General features: G+C 37.8%; 25 protein-coding genes. 13 read left to right on the plus strand and 12 right to left on the minus strand.

Annotated elements, in window-relative coordinates:
* Positions 1-3: 3 nt before the first annotated feature.
* Entirely contained in the window at positions 4-1395 is a 1392-nt protein-coding gene (lpdA, locus tag FVB32_RS16770; protein ID WP_147744975.1) for a dihydrolipoyl dehydrogenase, read from the plus strand.
* 8 nt (positions 1396-1403) lie between these two features.
* Positions 1404-1688, plus strand: a complete 285-nt coding sequence (locus FVB32_RS16775) for a DUF3817 domain-containing protein (protein ID WP_147744976.1) — start codon at positions 1404-1406, stop codon at positions 1686-1688.
* Here FVB32_RS16775 and FVB32_RS16780 read toward each other — a convergent pair.
* The 5 genes from FVB32_RS16780 to FVB32_RS16800 form a co-directional block, all read right to left on the minus strand.
* Positions 1685-2854, minus strand: coding sequence for a PQQ-dependent sugar dehydrogenase (locus FVB32_RS16780; RefSeq protein WP_147744977.1), 1170 nt, complete (start codon positions 2852-2854; stop codon positions 1685-1687). The two genes, FVB32_RS16775 and FVB32_RS16780, sit on opposite strands and share 4 nt — an antisense overlap.
* A gap of 66 nt (positions 2855-2920) precedes the next feature.
* Complete coding sequence (gene aroQ, locus FVB32_RS16785; protein ID WP_147744978.1) at positions 2921-3337, minus strand: type II 3-dehydroquinate dehydratase; 417 nt, start codon at positions 3335-3337, stop codon at positions 2921-2923.
* A gap of 83 nt (positions 3338-3420) precedes the next feature.
* Positions 3421-3927 carry an outer membrane beta-barrel protein gene (locus FVB32_RS16790; RefSeq protein ID WP_147744979.1) on the minus strand — a complete coding sequence of 169 codons (507 nt, stop codon included), beginning with the start codon at positions 3925-3927 and terminating at the stop codon, positions 3421-3423.
* Positions 3928-4147: 220 nt separating this feature from the next.
* Positions 4148-4609: a hypothetical protein gene (locus FVB32_RS16795; protein ID WP_147744980.1), complete on the minus strand. Its 462-nt coding sequence runs from the start codon at positions 4607-4609 to the stop codon at positions 4148-4150.
* Positions 4610-4662: 53 nt separating this feature from the next.
* Entirely contained in the window at positions 4663-5178 is a 516-nt protein-coding gene (locus FVB32_RS16800; RefSeq protein ID WP_147744981.1) for a hypothetical protein, read from the minus strand.
* A 247-nt stretch (positions 5179-5425) separates the two neighbouring features.
* Between FVB32_RS16800 and xerD the strand changes: the two genes are divergently transcribed.
* The gene (xerD, locus tag FVB32_RS16805; RefSeq protein ID WP_147744982.1) at positions 5426-6322 is read left to right on the plus strand and encodes a site-specific tyrosine recombinase XerD; all 897 of its coding nucleotides are present in this window, start codon (positions 5426-5428) and stop codon (positions 6320-6322) included.
* A gap of 7 nt (positions 6323-6329) precedes the next feature.
* On the opposite strand, the gene FVB32_RS16810 is transcribed toward xerD, so the two are convergent.
* Positions 6330-6845 carry a hypothetical protein gene (locus tag FVB32_RS16810; protein ID WP_147744983.1) on the minus strand — a complete coding sequence of 172 codons (516 nt, stop codon included), beginning with the start codon at positions 6843-6845 and terminating at the stop codon, positions 6330-6332.
* A gap of 141 nt (positions 6846-6986) precedes the next feature.
* Here FVB32_RS16810 and FVB32_RS16815 point away from each other — a divergent pair, with 141 nt between their 5' ends.
* Positions 6987-8678, plus strand: a complete 1692-nt coding sequence (locus FVB32_RS16815) for a glycoside hydrolase family 13 protein (protein WP_147744984.1) — start codon at positions 6987-6989, stop codon at positions 8676-8678.
* A 188-nt stretch (positions 8679-8866) separates the two neighbouring features.
* Here the strand turns inward: FVB32_RS16815 and FVB32_RS16820 are convergent, their stop codons facing one another.
* Both FVB32_RS16820 and FVB32_RS16825 read right to left on the minus strand, forming a co-directional pair.
* The gene (locus FVB32_RS16820) at positions 8867-9562 is read right to left on the minus strand and encodes a hypothetical protein (RefSeq protein WP_147744985.1); all 696 of its coding nucleotides are present in this window, start codon (positions 9560-9562) and stop codon (positions 8867-8869) included.
* Between the two features lie 131 nt (positions 9563-9693).
* On the minus strand, positions 9694-10977 hold the full coding sequence (locus FVB32_RS16825) for an NAD(P)/FAD-dependent oxidoreductase (RefSeq protein WP_147745092.1): 1284 nt from the start codon (positions 10975-10977) through the stop codon (positions 9694-9696).
* A gap of 102 nt (positions 10978-11079) precedes the next feature.
* On the opposite strand from FVB32_RS16825, the gene FVB32_RS16830 reads away from it, so the two are divergent.
* The 3 genes from FVB32_RS16830 to FVB32_RS16840 all read left to right on the plus strand — a co-directional run bounded on the left by FVB32_RS16830 (position 11080) and on the right by FVB32_RS16840 (position 13723).
* Entirely contained in the window at positions 11080-12507 is a 1428-nt protein-coding gene (locus FVB32_RS16830; protein ID WP_147744986.1) for an amidohydrolase, read from the plus strand.
* Positions 12508-12580: 73 nt separating this feature from the next.
* Positions 12581-13075: an RNA polymerase sigma factor gene (locus FVB32_RS16835; protein WP_147744987.1), complete on the plus strand. Its 495-nt coding sequence runs from the start codon at positions 12581-12583 to the stop codon at positions 13073-13075.
* A gap of 6 nt (positions 13076-13081) precedes the next feature.
* Entirely contained in the window at positions 13082-13723 is a 642-nt protein-coding gene (locus FVB32_RS16840; protein ID WP_394348889.1) for a hypothetical protein, read from the plus strand.
* Here the strand turns inward: FVB32_RS16840 and FVB32_RS16845 are convergent.
* Positions 13720-14532 carry a lysophospholipid acyltransferase family protein gene (locus tag FVB32_RS16845; protein ID WP_147744989.1) on the minus strand — a complete coding sequence of 271 codons (813 nt, stop codon included), beginning with the start codon at positions 14530-14532 and terminating at the stop codon, positions 13720-13722. The genes FVB32_RS16840 and FVB32_RS16845 overlap by 4 nt on opposite strands.
* 36 nt (positions 14533-14568) lie before the next feature.
* Positions 14569-15210: an NUDIX hydrolase gene (locus FVB32_RS16850; RefSeq protein WP_147744990.1), complete on the minus strand. Its 642-nt coding sequence runs from the start codon at positions 15208-15210 to the stop codon at positions 14569-14571.
* Here FVB32_RS16850 and FVB32_RS16855 point away from each other — a divergent pair.
* Complete coding sequence (locus FVB32_RS16855) at positions 15209-15928, plus strand: peptidylprolyl isomerase (protein ID WP_147744991.1); 720 nt, start codon at positions 15209-15211, stop codon at positions 15926-15928. The two genes, FVB32_RS16850 and FVB32_RS16855, sit on opposite strands and share 2 nt — an antisense overlap.
* On the opposite strand, the gene FVB32_RS16860 is transcribed toward FVB32_RS16855, so the two are convergent.
* Together FVB32_RS16860 and FVB32_RS16865 are read right to left on the minus strand one after the other, a co-directional pair.
* The gene (locus tag FVB32_RS16860; protein WP_147744992.1) at positions 15925-16539 is read right to left on the minus strand and encodes a trimeric intracellular cation channel family protein; all 615 of its coding nucleotides are present in this window, start codon (positions 16537-16539) and stop codon (positions 15925-15927) included. The genes FVB32_RS16855 and FVB32_RS16860 overlap by 4 nt on opposite strands.
* Positions 16540-16541: 2 nt before the next feature.
* The gene (locus tag FVB32_RS16865; protein WP_147744993.1) at positions 16542-17258 is read right to left on the minus strand and encodes an RDD family protein; all 717 of its coding nucleotides are present in this window, start codon (positions 17256-17258) and stop codon (positions 16542-16544) included.
* A 35-nt stretch (positions 17259-17293) separates the two neighbouring features.
* On the opposite strand from FVB32_RS16865, the gene FVB32_RS16870 reads away from it, so the two are divergent.
* The 5 genes from FVB32_RS16870 to FVB32_RS16890 are packed head-to-tail and all read left to right on the plus strand — an operon-like array spanning position 17294 to position 22048.
* The gene (locus FVB32_RS16870) at positions 17294-18271 is read left to right on the plus strand and encodes a stage II sporulation protein M (RefSeq protein WP_147744994.1); all 978 of its coding nucleotides are present in this window, start codon (positions 17294-17296) and stop codon (positions 18269-18271) included.
* Positions 18249-19133, plus strand: a complete 885-nt coding sequence (locus tag FVB32_RS16875; protein WP_147744995.1) for a hypothetical protein — start codon at positions 18249-18251, stop codon at positions 19131-19133. The genes FVB32_RS16870 and FVB32_RS16875 overlap by 23 nt, the downstream gene beginning before the upstream one ends.
* Positions 19134-19868, plus strand: coding sequence for a DUF4129 domain-containing protein (locus FVB32_RS16880; RefSeq protein ID WP_147744996.1), 735 nt, complete (start codon positions 19134-19136; stop codon positions 19866-19868).
* Positions 19861-21075: a DUF4350 domain-containing protein gene (locus FVB32_RS16885; protein WP_147744997.1), complete on the plus strand. Its 1215-nt coding sequence runs from the start codon at positions 19861-19863 to the stop codon at positions 21073-21075. Before FVB32_RS16880 ends, FVB32_RS16885 begins: the two co-directional genes overlap by 8 nt.
* On the plus strand, positions 21065-22048 hold the full coding sequence (locus tag FVB32_RS16890) for an AAA family ATPase (RefSeq protein WP_147744998.1): 984 nt from the start codon (positions 21065-21067) through the stop codon (positions 22046-22048). Before FVB32_RS16885 ends, FVB32_RS16890 begins: the two co-directional genes overlap by 11 nt.

Raw genomic sequence — 22048 nt, forward strand, 5'->3', positions numbered from 1 at the left:
ATAATGAGCAACTTCGATGTAATTGTTTTGGGTAGTGGTCCTGGAGGATATGTAACGGCCATACGGGCTTCACAACTTGGATTCAAAACAGCCATTGTAGAAAAGGAAAGTTTAGGAGGTGTATGTCTTAATTGGGGTTGTATACCAACCAAAGCCTTGTTAAAGTCTGCTCAGGTTTTTGAATACTTAAAACATGCTGAGGATTATGGTTTAAGTGCAAAAAAGGTAGAACATGATTTTGATGCCGTTGTTAAAAGAAGTCGTGGTGTAGCGGATGGAATGAGCAAAGGTGTTCAATTTCTTATGAAAAAGAACAAAATTGAGATTCTTAATGGTTACGGAAAAGTACAGCCAGGAAAAAAAGTTGTGGTAAAAGGAGAACATGGCGACCCTGCTGAGTATTCCGCGGACCATATTATTATAGCAACAGGTGCCAGAAGTAGAGAACTGCCCAGTTTACCACAAGATGGAAAAAAGGTTATTGGGTATAGAGAAGCAATGTCTTTGGAAACGCAGCCCAAGAAAATGATTGTTGTGGGAAGTGGCGCCATAGGTGTTGAGTTTGCCTACTTCTATAATTCTATGGGAACTGAGGTAACCGTTGTAGAGTACCTTCCTACCATTGTGCCAGTTGAAGATGAGGATGTTTCCAAACAATTGGAACGAAGCTTTAAAAAAGCAGGTATCAAAATAAAAACTTCAACAGAAGTTACCCATGTGGACACTTCAGGTGATGGTGTTAAAGCCACTATCAAAACAGCTAAAGGCGAAGAGGTTTTAGAAGCAGATATTGTTCTTTCGGCAGTTGGTATTAAAACCAATATTGAAAATATAGGATTGGAAGATGTAGGAATTGCCGTGGATCGAGATAAAATCTTGGTCAATGACTACTACCAAACCAACATTCCTGGGTATTATGCCATCGGTGATGTTACCCCTGGACAAGCATTGGCCCATGTTGCCTCAGCTGAAGGAATTTTATGCGTGGAAAAGATTGCAGGAATGCATGTAGAAGCCTTGGATTATGGAAACATTCCTGGATGTACCTATTGTATACCGGAAGTTGCATCAGTAGGGCTAACGGAAAAGCAGGCGAAAGAGCAAAACTATGACATAAAAGTTGGGAAGTTTCCTTTCTCCGCAAGTGGTAAGGCAAAAGCCTCCGGTACTCCAGATGGTTTTGTAAAAGTTATTTTTGATGCCAAATATGGGGAATGGCTTGGTTGCCATATGATTGGCGTTGGTGTTACGGATATGATCGCTGAAGCTGTGGTAGCTAGAAAATTGGAAACCACTGGCCATGAAATACTAAAAGCCGTACACCCTCACCCAACCATGAGTGAAGCCGTTATGGAAGCTGTTGCCGCAGCTTATGATGAAGTAATCCATTTGTAATTCAGACTGTGCTAAAATTCTTTAGACTTACCGCAATTCTAGAAGGGATTTCCTATCTATTGCTTTTTGGGATGACCATGCCTTTAAAATATTGGGCGGGTATTCTTGAACCTAACAAAGTAGTAGGGTATGCACATGGTGGACTGTTTATTGCCTATGTAATAGTTGCTTTGGCTTTCTGTTGGACTCGTAAATGGAGCATTAAGCGGTTTATTGTCCTTTTTATGGCCTCTTTATTGCCTTTTGGAACCTTTTATGCTGATAAAAAATATTTGAAGGGTTTGAGTAATTAGTTTTCTTCTACAAGTCTGTAGATAGATCCATCAAAAGCGCAAAAGTAGAGTTCATTATCGTTGTCTACCCCAAAGGAAGAAATGTTCAGACTACTATTTAACAATAGTGTATTACCAGGATTATTTTGTGTAGCATCCAATGCCCAGATACGACCATCTATAAAATCTGCATAGATATATTTTCCTGCCAAGGACGGCGTTTGGCTACCCCGATAAACATGACCTCCTGTAATGGATTGATCGTTGCCGTTATGGTTATATTCAAAAGCTGGTTCAATTAACCCTGAGTCATTGCAATCTCCTGAAAAACAAAAAGTGCCTTCAAAAAGTTTCCAGCCATAATTTCCGCCAGCAGTTATGACATTGATTTCTTCGCGTTCATCCTGCCCAACATCACCAGACCAAAGACTACCGGTTTGCGTATCAAAACTCATTCGCCAAGGGTTTCGAAAACCATAGGCGTAAATCTCCTCCCTTGCATTGGCCTGACCTACAAAAGGATTAGCTGTTGGTATGGCATAATTTAATCCATTGGAAACTCCATCCACATCAATTCGCAGCACAGCACCTAAAAGATTGGATAAGTTTTGAGCGTTATTGCCAGGGTCGCCTCCAGAACCACCATCACCTGATGCGATATAAAGATACCCATCAGGACCAAATGCCAGTTGTCCTCCATTGTGATTGGTAAACGGTTGTGGAATTTCCAATAAAATAAGTTCAGAATTGGGGGCAGCTTGATCTGGATTAGCCGTTGAAACCTGAAATCGTGAAGTCACCGATAGCCCTGTGTTTGGCGTATAGTTGACGTAAAAGTATCCGTTTGATGGGAAATCAGGGTGAAATGCCAGTCCTAACAATCCTTGCTCATTGGCCTCTGTGTTGATGTTTCCACTGACATCAAGAAAGGTTTCAGCGTTGCTGGAATTTTCATCATTCGGAAAAACCTTAATGGTTCCCCCCTGCTCCACAACAAAAATTCGATTGCTTGAATCTTCAGGGCTTTGGAAATCCACAGGTCTGGAAAAGGACAGGTTGGGAAAAGCATTTTCCAATATAAATGTCTCATCGGGCGGATTGTTATCATCTGAAGTTCCATTTCCATTGTCACTGTTACATGAAAAAAGCAACAAAAAAATGATAATCGGGGGAGAAATCTTTTTCATATCTACGGTATGGGGATATTTAAGATACGAAAAAAATAGTGCCTTGGATTTAGAGGATAATTCTTATCAGGCTATAAAACTCTTAATAGCCAAGTCATAGCTCTGTAGTCCAAAACCAAGAATTACGCCCTTCGCTCCTGAAGAAATATAGGAAACATGCCTAAAGTCCTCGCGTTTGTGCGTGTTGGAGATATGGACTTCTACTACTGGGGCTTCTACAGCTTTTACCGCATCGCCAATTCCAACAGAAGTGTGTGTGTAAGAGGCTGCATTTAAGACAATGCCATCATAAGTAAAACCGACTTCTTGAATTTTACCAATCAACTCTCCTTCAATATTGGATTGAAAGTATTCCAATTCAATTTCTGGGAACTTTTGTTGCAGTTGAGAAAAATAATCTTCAAAAGTTGTGCTACCGTATACTTCTGGCTCTCTCTTGCCCAACAAATTCAAATTGGGTCCGTTGATTATTATTAATTTCATGGGATAAATGTACCAATATTTTTAAGGCATAAAAAAGAGGAAGCGACAACTTCCTCTTTTTAAACCTATTTATTATTAGCGCTTTAATTAAATCTATATCCAGCTCCTACAGTTAAAGTGTTTATATCCACCGCATCTCCAAAATCCCCACCTCTTGAAATCTGAATGCCATAACGGGCTTCAACAAACCAATTGTCATCTATTTGGTAACCGCCTCCAAATGCAATGTCAAGTCCAAATTCACCATCTGGAAGGTCTTCCAATAGGTAATTGATCTGCGGCCCTGCTTGCACATTGAACTGATCAGTAATTCTGTACTTACCCATAATAGGAAGATACAAGGATGTTAAATCATCCACAAAGCTAAAAAGTAAAGATGGCTCAATATCAAAGCTTTCGCATACTTCAAAATTATAGCCCCCACCAACATAAAACCCAAGCTCACTATCACTAGCATCTCCAAAAAATCCGCCAGTATCAACACTGATAGATACATTATTAAAACCTGCTTTCACCGCAAAACCTTCTTGGCCATACGTTACAGCTACAATACTAATAAAGAGTACAATTAAAATGAATGATTTCTTCATGATATGTCATTTAGTTATGAGTTACAAATATATTAAACGCTCTGTTCTTTAACAGTCTTAAAACTTCAAAATATCAATCTTTTACTTAAATAAAATATGGCACTTTTAGTACAAAAAATACCAAAGTGCCATACTCGTCTTTTACAAACAAAAAACCAACAGTTGGTTGCATGTTGATGGAAGGAAAACTTCCACCTAAAAATACATTTCTGTTTTTTTATTAATTAAAGGCATATTGAATACCGAAGCCAAAGGCTCCTGCCTCTCCGTCACCACTATCACTAAGGACGATAGCTGGCCTCCAATCAAAATTAATCACAATCGGAACACCATCTATTTTAAAATCAAGTCCAGCATGGGGACGTAACGAGAAAATATTATCAAAATCATCAATAAGTATTATACTTGGACCTATACCGGCATACCACCTAAGTCCAGGCGCACCCACAAACTGTTTGTGGTATGAATAGAGGAACGTGAGTATGGTAGCATTATCCTCAAAACCTAGATCTGCTTGCCCAACATGATTGTCCGAGAAAAAATACTTTCCACTGGGCCCCACAAAAGTGGCGCTATCATACAGGTCAATACCAAGTCCCACAGCCGCTTTATAGCTCGTCTGTGCCTTACTGTTGACTGCGAATAAAAGTGTTAGTGTAAAAACAAACAATAATTTTTTCATTTTACTTTATTTATGGTTATTACTTACTTCTCTTAGCTGTTCTAAAGCTCTAATTAAAATAAAAACAGAAGTCCTACCATAGCAATGGAAAATGTTGCCCCATCGTTATCCACTGCAACGTAAGAAACGTTTAGTTCCGTATTTCCAGTGATATTATACCCAATTAACGGTCTATAATAAAGTCCTCCTTCATTTCCAGCATTTACGCCAACCGCATAGCCAACATCTCCTCCAAACTTGAATTGATAGGTTGGATAAATTCTTACTGAGGCTGCTAATGGTAAAAACTGAAAATCTTCAAATTCTGTTTCTATCGATAAACCACCTCCAGATAACGTTGTAGTATCACCAAAAGCATTTATAAATCCTGATGCCAAACCGACATCAAATAATTCAGAAACACCCCAATGGTATGCTGCATCCAAACCTAATGCAAAACTTGATACATCTGCTGCATCACCTACGGGTATACCTCCAATTAAACCTGCCTTAAAACTACTTCTGTCTTGGGCACTTGCGGTAAAACCCGCTATACATACGGTTAGGATAAGTAAAAAAGTTTTCTTCATGATTGTTAAAATTTAGTAAAAGCTTAAACGTGCCCTTCTTGATTATAGTATGAACAATGGCCAAAATGTATAGTTCTTTCAACCCCTACAATCGCAATTAAATTTTAAACTATCATAGTGAAAACAAGGGATGAAAGTATTAATCTTGGCATGATTTGTATTCTTTATTTGACTATTGCCGCATATGAATTGACCTGTACCAATCATTGAAGCATACGCTCAAAAAATATGTAACTATCTTTAAACAATGAATTGGGGACAAGCATTACGGGACTATGAAAGCTATCTCAAAATAGAGCGCGGGCTTTCCGAAAATTCCATTGCCAGTTATCTCCTTGATCTACAAAAACTAACCGATTACCTCAACCAACATGAAATAAATGTTTCACCCGTTCAAATTGAGCAGGAAACAGTTCAAAAATTTATTTACGACATTGCCAAAACCATAAATCCACGTTCCCAAGCGCGTATCATTTCTGGATTAAAAGGGTTTTTTAATTACCTCATTTTTGAGGATTACAGAACAGACAATCCAATGGATTTGATTGAATCCCCAAAAATTGGTAGAAAACTACCAGACACCTTATCCACAGACGAAATTAACGCCCTTATCGCGGCAATTGACCTTTCTAAACCTGAAGGTGAGCGCAATAGGGCAATTCTGGAAACCTTATACGGATGCGGCCTTCGAGTATCCGAATTAATCCATTTGAAGCTTTCTGACCTTTATTTTGATGAAGATTTTATAAAAGTAACCGGCAAAGGCAACAAACAACGTTTTGTGCCCATTAGTTCTGTAAACAAAAAATACATCAACATCTATAGAAACGAGATAAGGAACCATCTACAAATTCAAAAAGACCACAAAGATTATCTGTTTTTGAACAGACGAGGAAAACAACTTACCAGAGCCATGATCTTCACTATTATAAAACAGCTTGCGATTAAAATTGGAATGGAAAAGAATATTAGCCCGCATACTTTTAGACATTCCTTTGCCACGCATCTTTTGGAAAACGGAGCGGACCTAAGGGCAATTCAGCAAATGCTGGGGCACGAAAGCATTACCACAACGGAGGTGTACATGCATGTAAATCGGGTTCATTTGGTAAAAGTCTTAAGCAAATTTCATCCTAGAAAATAATATCCTTTTAGAATTTCAGTTTAGTTCCAACTTCCAGCCTTGTTCTAACCCCTTCAAGCCCTACTTTATAGAAATCTTTCTTGCTTATAGGTTGGACCATTTTAGCTTCCATGAACCAATTTGGTCGAATATCATTGCCTATTCCAAAAAAAACTTCTTGCATAGGTTTTGGATTGGGGCGTCCACGGCCTCGGTTGAGCAAATCCCACTCCTGTTGATACCCTCCTATTAGATAGGATTTTTCGTTAAAATATTTCTTAAACTGAATAGGAATTGTAAATCTATCGGCCATATAATTTCTATAATGCTCACCCCCTACACTAAATTCCGTTGTTGTGGTTAGTGGAAAATGAATCTTGAAAAAAGCATAATTGGAGATTGGGTCAAAACTTGGGTAATCGAATCCTTCAATGTAGATTGGCGTTTCTTTGGATAAAGGTGGATTTCCAACCGTTTGGGAATACCCATTTTGCAAAAACAAAACACACATTATTATTGAAAATTTAAAAATGTGCTTTAACATGGTTTGTTGTTTTACAACAAGTTACACATCAACACATATCCATACAATCATTTAATTAAATTTTAACCTTAGTTACTTTCAAAAAAAATCTTACCTGCCTTTAAAAAAGAACTTAAATTTGGAAATCAAAATTTTGAGCTAATGGATATAGAAAACAGAAAATGGTGGAAAGAAGGTGTAGTATACCAGATTTACCCAAGAAGTTTTCAAGATACCACAGGAAATGGTGTAGGCGATTTACAAGGAATAATCAAAAGGCTGGATTACATCAAAAGTCTTGGTATCGACATTATTTGGCTCTGCCCTGTATACAAATCTCCAAATGACGATAATGGTTATGATATTAGCGATTACCGCAATATTATGGAGGAATTTGGAACCATGTCAGATTTTGATGAGTTGTTGGCAGAAATGCATACCCGTGGCTTAAAATTGGTGATGGATTTGGTAGTCAACCATACCAGTGATGAACACCAATGGTTTGAAGAATCCAGAAAATCCAGGGATAATGCATACCGTGATTATTATCATTGGTGGCCGGCAGAAAAAGGAACTCCTCCAAAACGCTTTAGCTATTTTGATGTGGACGGCGATGCATGGAAATATGATGAACCAACAGATAGCTACTACTTACACTACTTTTCAGTAAAACAGCCAGATCTTAAGTGGGAAAATCCCAAAGTGCGTCAGGAGATTTATGATATGATGCATTTTTGGTTTAAAAAAGGGGTGGATGGCTTCCGGATGGATGTGATTCCTTTTATTTCCAAAGACATCAACTACCCAGAATTACCGGAAGAATTTAACGGAAACTTTATCCCGTTTTATGCCAATGGCCCAAAATTGCATGAGTATTTGCATGAAATGAACCAAGAAGTTCTTAGTAAGTATGATATTATGACCGTGGGAGAAACTCCCGGGGTGGCAAGGGACCAAGCCTTATTATTTGTGGACGAGGAAAGAGAAGAACTCAATATGTTTTTCCATTTTGAATTGATGTCCCTTGACCGTGATGGGGATGAAGTCTTCTGGATGCGAGAGGACAAATGGAAACTCACCGAGTTCAAAAAAATACATTCTGATTGGGATGAGACCTTTGCCGAAAAAGGCTGGGGCAGTATGTTTTTGAGCAACCATGACAACCCAAGAACCGTGAGCCGATGGGGCAACGATTCCCCTGAACATTGGCATAATTCTGCTACTATGCTTCACACTTTCCTATTGACCATGAAAGGTACTCCATATTTTTACTATGGTGATGAAATAGGAATGTCCAATATTCGATTTGATACTATTGATGATTATCAAGATATCAATACCCTCAACAGATACGAGTTGCTAAAACAGCAAGGGGTGGATTTGGATACGTTTATCGAAAATGAAAAAGAAGCCAGTCGCGATAACGGAAGAACACCAATGCAATGGGATGCATCTGAACATGCAGGTTTTTCCAAAGGAACGCCGTGGTTAAAAGTGCACCCAAACCATAAAAAAGGACTCAACGTTGCTGAACAGGAAAAGGAACGGGACTCTGTATTAAACTATTTCAAGAAAATGGTTCAGCTACGCAAAGACCATTTGGGGTTAGTGTACGGAGATTACCAATTATTATTGGAGGATAATGAACAGGTTTATGCGTATACCAGGAGTTTGGATGATGAGAATTATCTGGTACTGCTTAGTTTTTCTGAAGAAAAAGTAAGTTTAGAATTGGGTGATTTGGCAAGTTCAACGGTACAACTGCTTATCTCCAACGATTCCAACGTAGTGCTGAAAAGCAGTACTATTTTTGAGCTAAATCCGTACCAGGCTTGTGTTTATAAAATTGACTAAATCAACTTTTGTTGAATTTAAAAGAATGCCCCAAAACTCGGATAACACTTATTGGTCTCGTATAATCGTCAGTTACGGGTTAATATACGTTAATTTTCGGTTAGGAACTGACGTTAGCAATTCCGAGTGGATTCGGACGTAGTCGAATCCGCCGTAATTAGGGGTTATACATTGTTGTACAACGTACTTTATTTTTCATTATCGATAAGCCAAGGTTGTTCAAATTCCGTTGTTTTTTTCAATTCCCTTTTTAATTTTTCTCGGTCTAATTCCAATTCAGAATATTCTGCTCGTTCATAGAGTAGGTTATAAGCTGATTGATGAAGTCCGTATTTCTTTAATGTATAAAAATCCGATTTCAATTTTTCCGAATTCAGATTGTAATTATCAAATTCAATTTTCAATAAGTCAACTAAAGTGTCATTAACAAACTGATTTTCAAAATTCAGTCGTTTATTATCCGATTTTAAAGAGTTAAATTCTCGGATTATTTCATAAACGATTGAGTCGTTTTTCTCCGCTTTTCTACGATTCCAGAATTCAGCGTAATATTTGGTTTGTATTTCAGGTTTATCATAAGTCAGTTCCAAACTGTCCATTAAATTCTCGAAATTCCGTTTTATATAAATCCCTTGAATTAAAAATTCGTTCTCGCTTTTGAAAATCAGGTTTTCAAGTTTGTCGTAACCAAATTTTTTAAATGATTCGTGAACCATTTTAAGATTTTCAGGTTTCCTAATCCACGAGTTTTTTGTCCAGTTTCCATTTCTCAAATCAAAAAATGAAGTTTGGTTTTCTGCATAAAATTCCAATTCAGATTTTTTGTCATTTTTACAAGACAGAAATAAGAAAATCAAAAGTGAAATTGTCAGCAGTTTGTTCATTTTGGGTATGTTGCACAACGTCAAGCTAAAAATCGTTTCAATGATTCTTTAGCAACAGATACCTGAAGTTCGGGAATTTTTAGCAAAGAAGCCAGTATAAATGGATCACCAAATCTTTTAATCTGATCAACCTATTTAGCCCTTACTTTTTTAAACGGCCTAATGATCAAACGTGCTTCGCGATCAAATCGGATGTAGTTGTATACCCAGTTAATAAAGACCACTACTCTATTCCGAAACCCAATTAAGAAGTACAGGTGCACAAACATCCAAACAAACCAGGCAAAAACACCTTGAAACTTAAACCTTGGCAAATCCACAACAGCTTTATTTCTGCCTACCGTGGCCATAGTTCCCTTATCCTTATACACAAAAGGCTTTAAAGGTTTGTTTTCAACAATCCGCACCAAGTTCTCCCCTAAATTCTCACCTTGCTGCATAGCAGGCTGTGCCATCATGGGGTGTCCATGCGGAAAAGCTTCGGTTTCCATTTGTGCTACATCGCCAATGGCAAAAATTTCTTTGAATCCATCAACTTGGTGAAATTGGTTTACTGGTAATCGGCCTCCACGGCACAACAACTCTTTAGCATCCAAACCTTCAATACGCACCGCCTGTACTCCTGCTGCCCACACCAAGGTAGCACAATCAAAAGAGGTATCGGTATCTGTTGAAACATGCACGCCATCATAATCTGTAACGCGAATATCCTTCCAGACATTAACCCCAAGACTTTCTAAAAAGCGTTCCGCTTTGCTCGAAGCTATTTCACTCATTGCAGGAAGAATTCTATCGCTCCCTTGCACCAGATTGATTTGTGCCCTACGGGTATCCAAATCTGGATAATCCTTTGGTAAAATTCCTTTCTTAATTTCGGCAAGTGCGCCTGCCAACTCCACACCCGTTGGTCCACCTCCAACGATAACAAAATTCATTAAGGCGTCGCGCTCGTGAAGGTCATCCGTTAATAAAGCTTGTTCAAAATTCTCCAAAATTAGACTCCGAAGATTCAAGGACTGTGGAATGGATTTCATGGCCATCCCCATAGCTTCAATATTTTTATTTCCAAAGAAATTCGTTTCAGAACCTGTGGCTACTACCAAATAATCATACTGAATTTCTCCAATATTAGTTTGTAGCATTCTTCCGTTAGTATCGATTCGCTCTACCTCAGCCAATCTAAAGTAAAAATTAGAATATCCTTGTAGCACTTTACGAATAGGATATGCAATGGAATCTGGCTCCAACCCGCCTGTTGAAACTTGATATAAAAGTGGTTGAAAAGTATGGTAGTTATTTTTATCAATCAAAACCACCTGCACTTCTTTTTTACAGAGTTTTTTAGCTAATGCTATACCTCCAAAGCCACCGCCGATAATAATAATTCTTGGAAAACTGGATTGTGGAATATTCATAGTTGACATGGGCGCAAATTTACGTAATCCCAAGACCTTAAAATCAATTTAAGATGGGTTTTTTAGTATCTTTAAAGTCTGACTAATTCAAATAACCTTCCAATGAAAAAAGCACTTCTATTTAGTATTGCAAGCCTCTCTTTTGTATTCACTTCTTTTGCCCAAGAAGATAGAAACAACGCCTTAAAAAATTTAGACAGCAAAACTCAAAAATATGGGGATATCGCCCACGAAATTTGGGAACTTGCTGAAATGGGGTATTTAGAAAATAAGAGTTCTGCCCTGTTGCAAAAAACGCTTTCAGATGAAGGTTTTTCCATAAATAAAGGCGTCGCAGGAATTCCTACTGCTTTTATAGCCGAATATGGGTCGGGGTATCCAGTAATTGCAATTTTGGGAGAGTATGACGCACTCCCAGGTTTATCCCAACAAGCCGTAGCTGAAAAAAAATCCGCAAACAAAGCTGCAGGTCACGCATGCGGACATCACCTTTTCGGAACAGCTTCCACTGCAGCCGCAATTGCTGTAAAAGATTGGTTAAAGAAAAGTAAAACACAGGGTACTATCCGCTTTTATGGTTGTCCGGCAGAAGAAGGAGGTTCTGGTAAGGTATATATGGTGAGAGAAGGGCTCTTTAATGATGTGGATGCCGCAATTCATTGGCACCCTGGAGCTCAAAACGCCGCAAGTGCAGGTGCTGCCCTTGCCAATAAATCAGCCAAATTCCGGTTTCATGGTACTTCGGCCCATGCCGCTGGAGCTCCAGATAGGGGTCGTTCCGCTTTGGATGGGGTTGAAGCCATGAACAATATGGTTAACATGATGCGTGAACATATTCCGCAAGAAGCGCGCATACATTATGTAATTACAGATGGTGGTAAAGCACCCAATGTGGTTCCAAATTTTGCAGAAGTCTATTACTACGCAAGACATAATAAAAGAGATGTTGTCATTGATATTTTTGACCGTATTGTTAAAGCAGCGGAAGGAGCGGCTTTGGGAACGGGTACCACCATGGACTATGAAATGATTGGAGGTACGCACGAATTGTTGCCAAACCTTACCCTTCAAAAATTAATGCATGATAACTTAACCACTGTTGGCGGGGTTTCTTATTCTGATGAAGAAAAAGCTTTTGCCAATAAAATCTCAGTTAGTTTGGGCTATGAGGAATTAGATATCCAAAGAGCAAACTCCATCCAACCTTACAAAGAAGAGGCCAGAGCATATGGGTCTACAGATGTGGGTGATGTAAGTTTTACCATACCCACTGTAGGTATGGGTGCCGCTACTTGGGTGCCCGGCACCCCAGCACATAGTTGGCAAGCTGTTGCGGCAGGGGGTACTTCTATTGGAACAAAAGGAATGATGGTTGCTGCCAAAACACTTACCCTTACCGCTATGGATCTATTTAAAACACCGAGCACAATTGACAAGGCAAAAGCCGAATTAGAGGAAAGAAGAGGTAAAGATTTTAAATATATACCGCTGCTTGGCGACAGACCACCTGCTTTGGACTATAGAAAATAATTTCTCTTTTCTTCTCGTGCAATTGTAACAAATGTCCTTTTATACATACTTATAAGGCAAACTTACCAACCCTTTGAATAAAGAACTGGAACATCGATTTGTAACAGAACTTGAGAACAATCAGAACATTGTTCACAAGGTGTGCAGTCTGTATACCAACAATAGGGATGCTCATAACGATTTGTTTCAGGAAATTACAATCCAGTTATGGAAAGCCTATCCCAAGTTTAGAGGAGATGCCAAATTCAGCACATGGATGTACCGTGTGGCATTAAATACGGCCATAACACTTTATAGAAAATCTAAAAAACGGGTGCAAACCCAAGATTATGATTCGGTAATTTTTAAAATTAAGACCGACGAATATGATGATACGGAAGAAAAACAATTAAAATTAATGTACAATGCCGTAAGGCAGTTGGGGGACATTGATAAGGCTTTGGTTTTTCTGTATCTAGAGGATAAAGATTATGCTGAAATATCAGAAACTTTGGGGATTACCGAAGTAAATGCAAGGGTAAAAATGAATAGAGTAAAAAATAAATTAAGAACCATATTAAATCCTTAGGTTATGATGGATGAACTGGAGCTCTTAAAAAAAGACTGGCAGAAAAAGGATGATCATCTTCCTAAGCTGTCCTATGATCAGATATATAAGATGATTTGGAAAAAATCATCATCTATTGTGAAGTGGATTTTTTATATCAGTTTGATAGAATTTGTCTTTTGGGCAGGAATAAATATCATATTTAGCGATCCCGAATCTATGCAAGAGCTCAAAGCCATGCATATTTACAATACTATGATGGTGTTGAATTTTGTGAACTACGCGGTGATACTGTACTTCATTTATAAATTCTACAAAAATTATAGAAAGATTTCCTTCACAGACTCTTCTAAAAAGTTGATGAAAACCATACTCGATGTCAAAAAAACAGTGACGCAATATGTGTGGTTCAATCTTATCATTTTTACCATCACTTTGGTTATTAGCATCTATGGTGTTTTTATCTATGGTCCCGAAGGAAGACAAATTATAGAAGCAGCCACACAAGAGGGTAGCGAAACTACATTTTGGATCATGATCATCATCGTTTCGATAGTATTTACTGCAGTCTTACTACTATTGATATGGTTGTTTTACAAATTGCTTTATGGAATTCTATTAAAAAGACTCAAGGAAAATTACAATGAGCTAAAAAAATTGGAGGTTTAATCACCTTTATAGCTATACCTTCTTTTTCGATGCTCAGCCTCGTATGCAGCAAGTTCTTCCTTGGAAATCACCTTTAAAAAAGAGGGGTGTTGTTCAATGGCATACTCCAACTTTTCCATAATAGAGTCAATGGACTCGTTATCGTAGTCAATTTCAAGGGGTGTTTTTATATGCATGGATTGAAGAATTCCTTTCTTTTTTACACGCAATCCCTTTTTATCAAAAGAACGTCTAAAACCATCTATAACCACGGGAACTACCACTGGTTTATACCTCTTAATAATATGTGCCGTTCCCTTACGAAGCGGTTTCCATGGGGTGGTGGTCCCTTGAGGGAAAGTAATTACCCATCCGTCTTCCAAAGCCATGGCAATATTGCTGATATCACTAAATTTTACCTGCCGGTTTACATCCTGTCCGTCTGCTCTCCATGTTCTTTCAATACTTATGGAACCCGCATAGGCCAGTATTTTGGCTATTAAGCTTTGCTTCATGGTTTCCTTGGCAGCTACATAGTAGATATTAAGCTTAGGGTTCCAGAGATAGCCAAGGTTCCTAATAGAATCGTCCCTGCCTTTTAGGCTGGCATTAAAAACATGGAACATGGCCACAACATCCGCAAAATAGGTCTGGTGATTACTCACAAATAGAACATTGGTATCTGGTAATTCCCGTATTATTTGGGAGCCTTCAATCTCTAAAGTATTAAATCCCTTATATCGCTGATGCGTCATCATTCCAGCAATACGAATTAACCATCGCTTTAAAAATAGAATATGACCAAAAGGATTTTCTTTAAATAGCCCCATGCGGAATATGTTGAGGGCTAATTTACAAAATAGCGGTCAAAGGACTTGTTCTAAAAGTTCCTTGATTTCGCTCATCATCATTGCTGTAGCGCCCCAAACAGTATAACCGTTTAGTTTATAAGCAGGTACATTAATATTTTTGGCATAGGAGGTGCTTAAATTTTCTTCAATATGATTGGCTTTGTCCATAAAATCCTTCAAATAAACCTCAACTAAGGCTTCAACCTCGCTCTCTTGGATTACAAAAGGCTCCGGTTTAGCATACACCCCAATAAAAGGATGAACCATAAAATTACTCGGTGGTATATACACCTCACTCAATTCTTTTAGCACCTCAACCGCATGGGTTGGAACCCCAACTTCTTCATGAGTTTCGCGTAAAGCGGTACTTATCATATCCGTATCATGCTTTTCCACTTTACCGCCTGGGAATCCTATTTGATTGGAATGAACACCCTTATATGTTTTCCGTAAAATGAGAAGCATACGGGTTTCCAAAGCTGCATCTGGGTAAAAAAGAGCCATAACTCCTGCCCTTTTGGGGTTTCGTTTTTCTATTTTATTTGAGTTCAACCACTGAATCCGCATTAAAGGTGACATTTTATGATGGGATTCTGCACCGGGGAGAGGTAGATTTTTTATTTTTAGAACCTGTTGATAAAATTCTTTAAAATTCATGTTGCTAAAACAATCGGCATTGGTTACAAGTATACTATTAATTTTTCTAGTTTCTTGTGGCGAATCTCCTAAAAAAAACATTCCTAGTACAGAAGAATCCGTTGTAAAAAGCGATTCAATTGCTGTCGAAATACAAGAACCTCAAATACAAGAAAAAGAGGAAGAAGAATTTGTATTGGATGAAGAAAATGCTATTGATTTCTTTTTCAATTATGCAAAGGAGCATGAGGAAAATAAGGTAAAATTGACCACAAGCATGGGCAGCTTTACGGTGCAACTTTATAACAATGTCCCATATCATAAGGCTAATTTTATCTATTTGGCCAAAAAAGGATATTTCAACGACACCCAATTTCATCGTGTGGTCAAAGATTTTATCATACAAGGTGGGAACTCAGATGATAGGGAAACCGCTAAAAAAAGGAGGGAAATTGGTCGATATCTGTTACCTCCGGATGCAAAAAAAGGTCATAAACACCATAGGGGCACCATTTCCATGCCCAGCAGTGAACGAGACAATCCGCACAAACTGGCTTCACCATACGAATTTTTTATTGTGGTGACCAAACCAGGTTCTTATCATCTGGATGGCTCCTATACGCCCTTTGGAAAAGTAATTGAAGGCATGGATGTAGTGGATGCCATTAACAATGTTGCCGTTGGCGACGGGGATTGGCCTTGGAAGAATATATATATTCTTAAAGCTGAAGTGCTTTAATCAAGCTTTTTTCTGTAAATACTAGGTAGTCGTATGTCAAATTTCACGGCCAAGAGTCTCAATACAATTACTATAGTAATTGCCAGAACATAGGCATAGCTTTCCTGAATAGGGAACTGGGTAAAAAGAAAGTAACTGGCTCCTCCTAAAATACAGGCTGTGGCATAAATTTCTTTTCTAAAGATTACCGGAATCTCATTGCATAAAATATCTCGGATAACACCACCAAAACTAGCTGTTATGGTACCTAGTGCAATACACATAATTGGTGATAGTTCTGCTTGAAGGCCCTTTTCTATTCCCACCATAGTATACAACCCAATACCAATGGTATCAAACAAAAAAAGGGATTTTCTTAAATATTTAAGTTGTTTTACAAAGAGTATTCCAAAAACCACAGTGATGAAAATAGTAGAAACATAGGTCAAATCACGCATCCATACGACAGGAGTATTCCCAATGAGCAAATCGCGTAAAGTTCCCCCTCCAATGGCTGTCACAAATGCAATGATGAGCACTCCAAACATATCCAATCGCTTTTCCATCGCGACAAGTACTCCAGAAAGAGCAAAGGCAACGGTTCCTAAAATATCTATGGTTTGATAAAACATGCCTACATTTTTTGGGTGTAATAGTTATAGTCTTTGATGACTAGATCCACAAAATCGATTGGTTTTAGTTGTGTGCTTATGCCTGTCACCTCCTTTATTCGTTTGTCCAAGGATACAATAACATTGTGGTCCCCATTTAATTTCGATTTATCATACAGTTCTTTTATTGTCTGCATTTCTGGGTCTTTAAATACCGTAACCTGCGGAAATTGAGGTTTATAATCTTCAGGCAACTCGCGCAGTAAGGTATCTCTAAGTGTGATTCGCTTTTTTTCACTGATAACCGTTGTTCCTGCAGCAATATCTCCAATACGTTGCCCCTTTCCACGTATCAAAATGGTTAAAACCGCTCCTCCTCCAGAGGTCAAACTAACATCGATAATTCTTAAGGCCCATCGCACAAAATAATTCGCAAAGCTAGGTTTAGAACCGTCCAGTTTTACAACACGGAGTGACATGAGTCCTTTCCCAATTGTCTTTCCATCGGAAAAGGTTTCAAACAGCAGGTAATATAGAAAAGCAGGCAAGCTCAAAACCAAATAATAAGCCCATTGGTCGGCTAAATCTATATCCAAAGAAATCAACAGAATAAAAACCAAAATGGTATAAACTGTAATTACAAAGCTATCTATAAGATAGGCCAACATACGCTCACCTAGGTTAGAGGTGTTTTGATTGATACTTATATTTTGAGCCGTTTCTATTTGAAATTGATTCATATTTTAGTTTCTTTACTACTAAACCATATCATTTAATGCGCGAGGCTGCTTTTGTGAAGCAAAATAAGGATAAATGGGCCGCTTTTGAAAATGTCCTGAATAATAAAGGCACGCTGCAACCTGATGAGCTTTCTGACCTCTATATTGAAATCACCGATCATCTTAGCTACGCAAAAACCTTTTATGGGGGAAGTAATACCGAATTCTACTTAAATTCTTTGGCTTCCCAAGCGCATCAAAAAATCTATAAGACTAAACGGGAATCCAGGAATCGTATTGTTACGTTTTGGAAAACAGAGTTTCCAAACATGTTCCATGCCCATCACAAAGAATTACTGATATCCTTTTTGGTTTTCTTGTTTTTTGCCACGGTTGGTGCATTTTCTTCTGCAAATGAAGGTGATTTTGTACGGTCCATTTTGGGAGATGGATATGTGAACATGACTTTGGAAAATATTGAAAAAGGAGATCCCATGGCCGTGTACAAGCAACAGGGTGAATTTAATATGTTTTTGGGCATAACCATTAATAATATAAAGGTTGCCGTATACGCTTTCATCTTCGGTATTTTTCTTGGTATTGGAACGCTTATGATTATGTTACAAAATGGCATTATGTTAGGCAGTTTTCAGTACTTCTTTTATGAAAAAGGATTGCTTTGGGAGTCCGTCCGTACCATTTGGATTCACGGCACTATTGAAATCTCTGTTATCATCATAGCGGGTTGTGCCGGGCTTGTTTTGGCCAACGGAATTCTTTTTCCTGGCACGTATACCCGATTGGAATCTTTTAAAAGGGGTATGAAAAACGGGCTCAAAATTATGGTGAGCACTGTTCCTTTTTTCATTATCGCTGGCTTTTTGGAGGGCTTTGTAACCAGACATACCGAAATGCCCGACTGGCTCGCCATTCTAATTATATCGGGGTCTTTATTCCTCATTATTTTTTACTACATCATTTATCCAAACCAACTAAAAAAACGAATGCAACATGCAACAACAGCAATACATTGAATTTAAAAAGCAACGGGAATTGGGGGAAATACTCTCCGATTCTTTTGGTTTTATTCGAAGCCAGTTTAAACCCTTCTTTGGAACCATCTTAAGAATTGTTGGCCCCTATATACTCGTAATGCTGATTTCTATGGGTTTCTACATGTACACCATAGGCGATATTTTTAACCTTAGTGCCATTGGCAGTTCGGGAAATAGCTACTCCCCTGCCATCATGATCATTGCCATTCTAGCATTATTTGCAAGTTCAATTACGGCCTATGTTTTGGCACAAGGAACTGTTTTGCACTATATAAAATCCTATATCGACAACAATGGAAAAACTGTTTTTGAAGATATTAGAGGAGGGGTTTACGGTTCTTTTTGGTCTTTTATTGGACTAGGGTTTTTGGTAGGTTTATCGGTTGGAGCCGGATTAATGCTTTGTTTTATACCCGGTATTTATCTTGCAATTCCATTATCCATCTCTTTTGCCATCTTGGTATTTCTAAAAAAAGATACCATGGATTCCTATCAGTATAGTTTTACATTGATTAAAGAAAATTGGTGGATTACTTTCGCTACACTTATGGTAGTTTACATTATTGTAATTATCGCCACGTACGCCTTCAGCCTCCCAGGGGTTATTTACATGTGGGCAAAAATGGGTGTTTTCTCTGGTGAGATGGATGCAGAGAATTTAAACGTATTTAACGACCCTGTTTATCTATTATTAAATGCGGTAAGTACGTTGATTCAATTTTTAATGAATATTATTCTCTTGGTCACTACCTCATTTATTTTCTTTAACCTCAACGAAAAGAAAAATTTTACCGGAACATTCGAACGTATAGATAACATAGGAAAATCAACCGAGGATTAAATGCAGAAACTACTGCTTTTAGGATTTTTGCTTTTGTTTTGGACAAGTGGTTTTTCTCAAAACGATACCATTGTCCAATATGATCAATCAAAAATTACACCTCTTAAGATTGGGCAAGAGGACTTAAAAGCTTATTTGGATGATGACAAATTTGACTACGTAGTCATAAAAACAGAAAATACTTGGTGGGATGGAGTTACCAACTGGTTTTACAATCTCTTCAGGCAATTTTTTGAATGGCTTTTTGGGGTAGATCAAGCTGTTGGAAATCTAGCTGTTTTTTTAGAGATCTTACCTTACATTCTTCTAGCTATTTTGTTGTTTCTTATCATTCGTTTTTTTATAAAAGCTAATACCCGTTCTCTAGTATATAGCCAAAAAAACCCAAATATGGTTTCCCTTTCCGAAGAGGAACGCATTATTAAAACCGAGGACATTCAACAACTCATAAAAGATGCTTTAGAGGACAACAATTATCGCCTCGCCATACGGTATTATTATCTTTTTATCCTGAAATTACTATCAGAAAGGGAACTCATAGATTGGCAATTGCAAAAAACAAATGACGATTACATCCATGAGCTATCTGCTAGCACCCTAAAAAAGACCTTTAGCAGGGCTACTTTATTGTACGATTATATCTGGTATGGGGAATTTGATATTGACCATGAACGATATGCAAAAGCAGAGGCTGTTTTTGTTTCACTGAAAAAATCCATCGCGACAGATGCTTAAAAAGGGGCGGATATATATCGTAATTGGAATTATAACCTTAGGACTCATATTCCTAATGGAATATAACAAGCCAAAAAAAGTCAATTGGTTTGAATCCTATGTTTCGCATCATAAAATACCCTATGGCACCTACGTTTTAAACGATTTAATCACCAACTATTTTCCGTCAAAAGTAAAACAGGTTCGCATACCGCCTTTTGAATTCTTAATGAGAAATGATACGGTAAAAGGCACTTACTTTTTTGTAAACAGGTCTGTCTCCTTTGGTGAAACCGAACTTGATGTACTGTTAGATTGGGTGAGCATGGGCAATACGCTATTTGTTGCCTCAGATAATTTTGAAGCACAATTATTGGACACCTTAAAACTCGACCATAGCAGCATTTACAACGGAAATCAAATACATCCCTCTTTTTATCACCAATTGGTAAATCCTAACCTTAAATCTGATGCTGTTCCGTTTGAAAAAGATTATTACACACAAGCTTTCCATAAAATTGACACCTTAAATACCATTGCTTTAGGTGAAGTTTATGCCAAAGCCGATAGCACTGATACTATCACTAAGAGCATAAATGTGATTAAACAACCTTTCGGCCAAGGGCAAATTATGCTTTCGACCTTCCCCAAGGCATTCACCAATTATTTTATCCTAAAGGATAAAAATCTTAGCTATACATCAGGACTATTATCCTATTTAGATGGGAATGATACCATTTTAATAGATAATTACCATAAATCAGGAAAGTCCTTCTATACCTCTCCCATGTACCTCTTTTTAAATACCAAAGAGTTTAAATGGGCCTACTATTTGGTACTGATTGGAGCCTTGGTCTATGTTATTTTTGAAGGGAAGCGCAAACAAAGGGCAATTCCTGTCGTAACACCTTTAAAAAATCAAACACTGTCATTTACAAGAACTATAGCCGATATGTATTTTGAAAATGGGGAACAGCAGCAAATCACAGAACATAAAATAGCATATTTCTTAGAATACATACGCTCAAAACTAAACATGTCTACTCAGCATGTTGATGAAGCCTTCCTAAAAAGATTGGCCATACGAAGCAATAACAATATAGAAGAAGTAATTGAGCTGTTTGACTTGATGAAAAACGTTCAATCCAAACAACAAATTACAGATATAGAACTACAAAAATTGAACAAAAAAATAGAAGCATTTAAAGCACAGGTGGATGGAAAATAACGATTTAAACTTTGACAACAGAGTTCCATTGGAAGAATTAAAAAGCACTGTTGAACTCATTAAAAAGGAATTGGCAAGTGTCATTATAGGTCAAAAACATTTTATGGACCTTCTCATTGTTTCCCTATTGGTAGATGGGCATGCCTTAATAGAAGGTGTTCCTGGTATTGCCAAAACGGTAACAGCAAAACTATTTGCGAAAACGCTGAAAACCAATTTTAGTCGTATTCAATTTACGCCAGATTTAATGCCCAGTGATATTTTGGGAACGTCCATTTTTAATGTGAAGAGTTCTGAATTTGAATTTAAAAAGGGGCCTATCTTTTCCAACATCATTTTAATTGATGAAATTAATAGAGCACCTGCCAAAACTCAAGCGGCACTCTTTGAAACCATGGAGGAAAGACAGGCCACCATTGATGGAACCACCTATAAAATGGCAGAGCCTTTTATGGTTTTGGCAACACAAAATCCCATTGAGCAAGAAGGAACTTACGCCTTACCCGAAGCACAATTGGATCGTTTTCTTTTTAAAATCAAAGTGGATTACCCCTCTGTTGATGAGGAAATTCAAATTATTCAAAGTCACCACGAAAGAAAAGGTGAAAAACCTCAAGATAAAATCAAATCGGTGCTCACACCTAAAAAGTTGGAAGAATTCAAAAAGAACATTCACGATGTTATTGTTGAAGAGAAAATCATGACATACATCGCAAATATCATTACCAATACTAGAAATCATCCCCATCTGTATTTAGGAGCTTCTCCAAGAGCGTCTATTGCCACACTCACCTCGGCTAAGGCATTTGCCGCTATCTCTGGGAGAGATTTTGTAATTCCAGAAGATGTAAAAAAAGCGTTAGTACCTGTTCTTAACCACAGAGTAATTCTTACACCTGAACGAGAAATGGAAGGAATGACCACCGAAACTGTAGTGACCATGATTATGGAATCTGTTGAAATTCCAAGATAA

This window comes from Flagellimonas hymeniacidonis, assembly GCF_008040165.1.
In the GTDB taxonomy this organism is placed as follows: domain Bacteria; phylum Bacteroidota; class Bacteroidia; order Flavobacteriales; family Flavobacteriaceae; genus Flagellimonas; species Flagellimonas hymeniacidonis.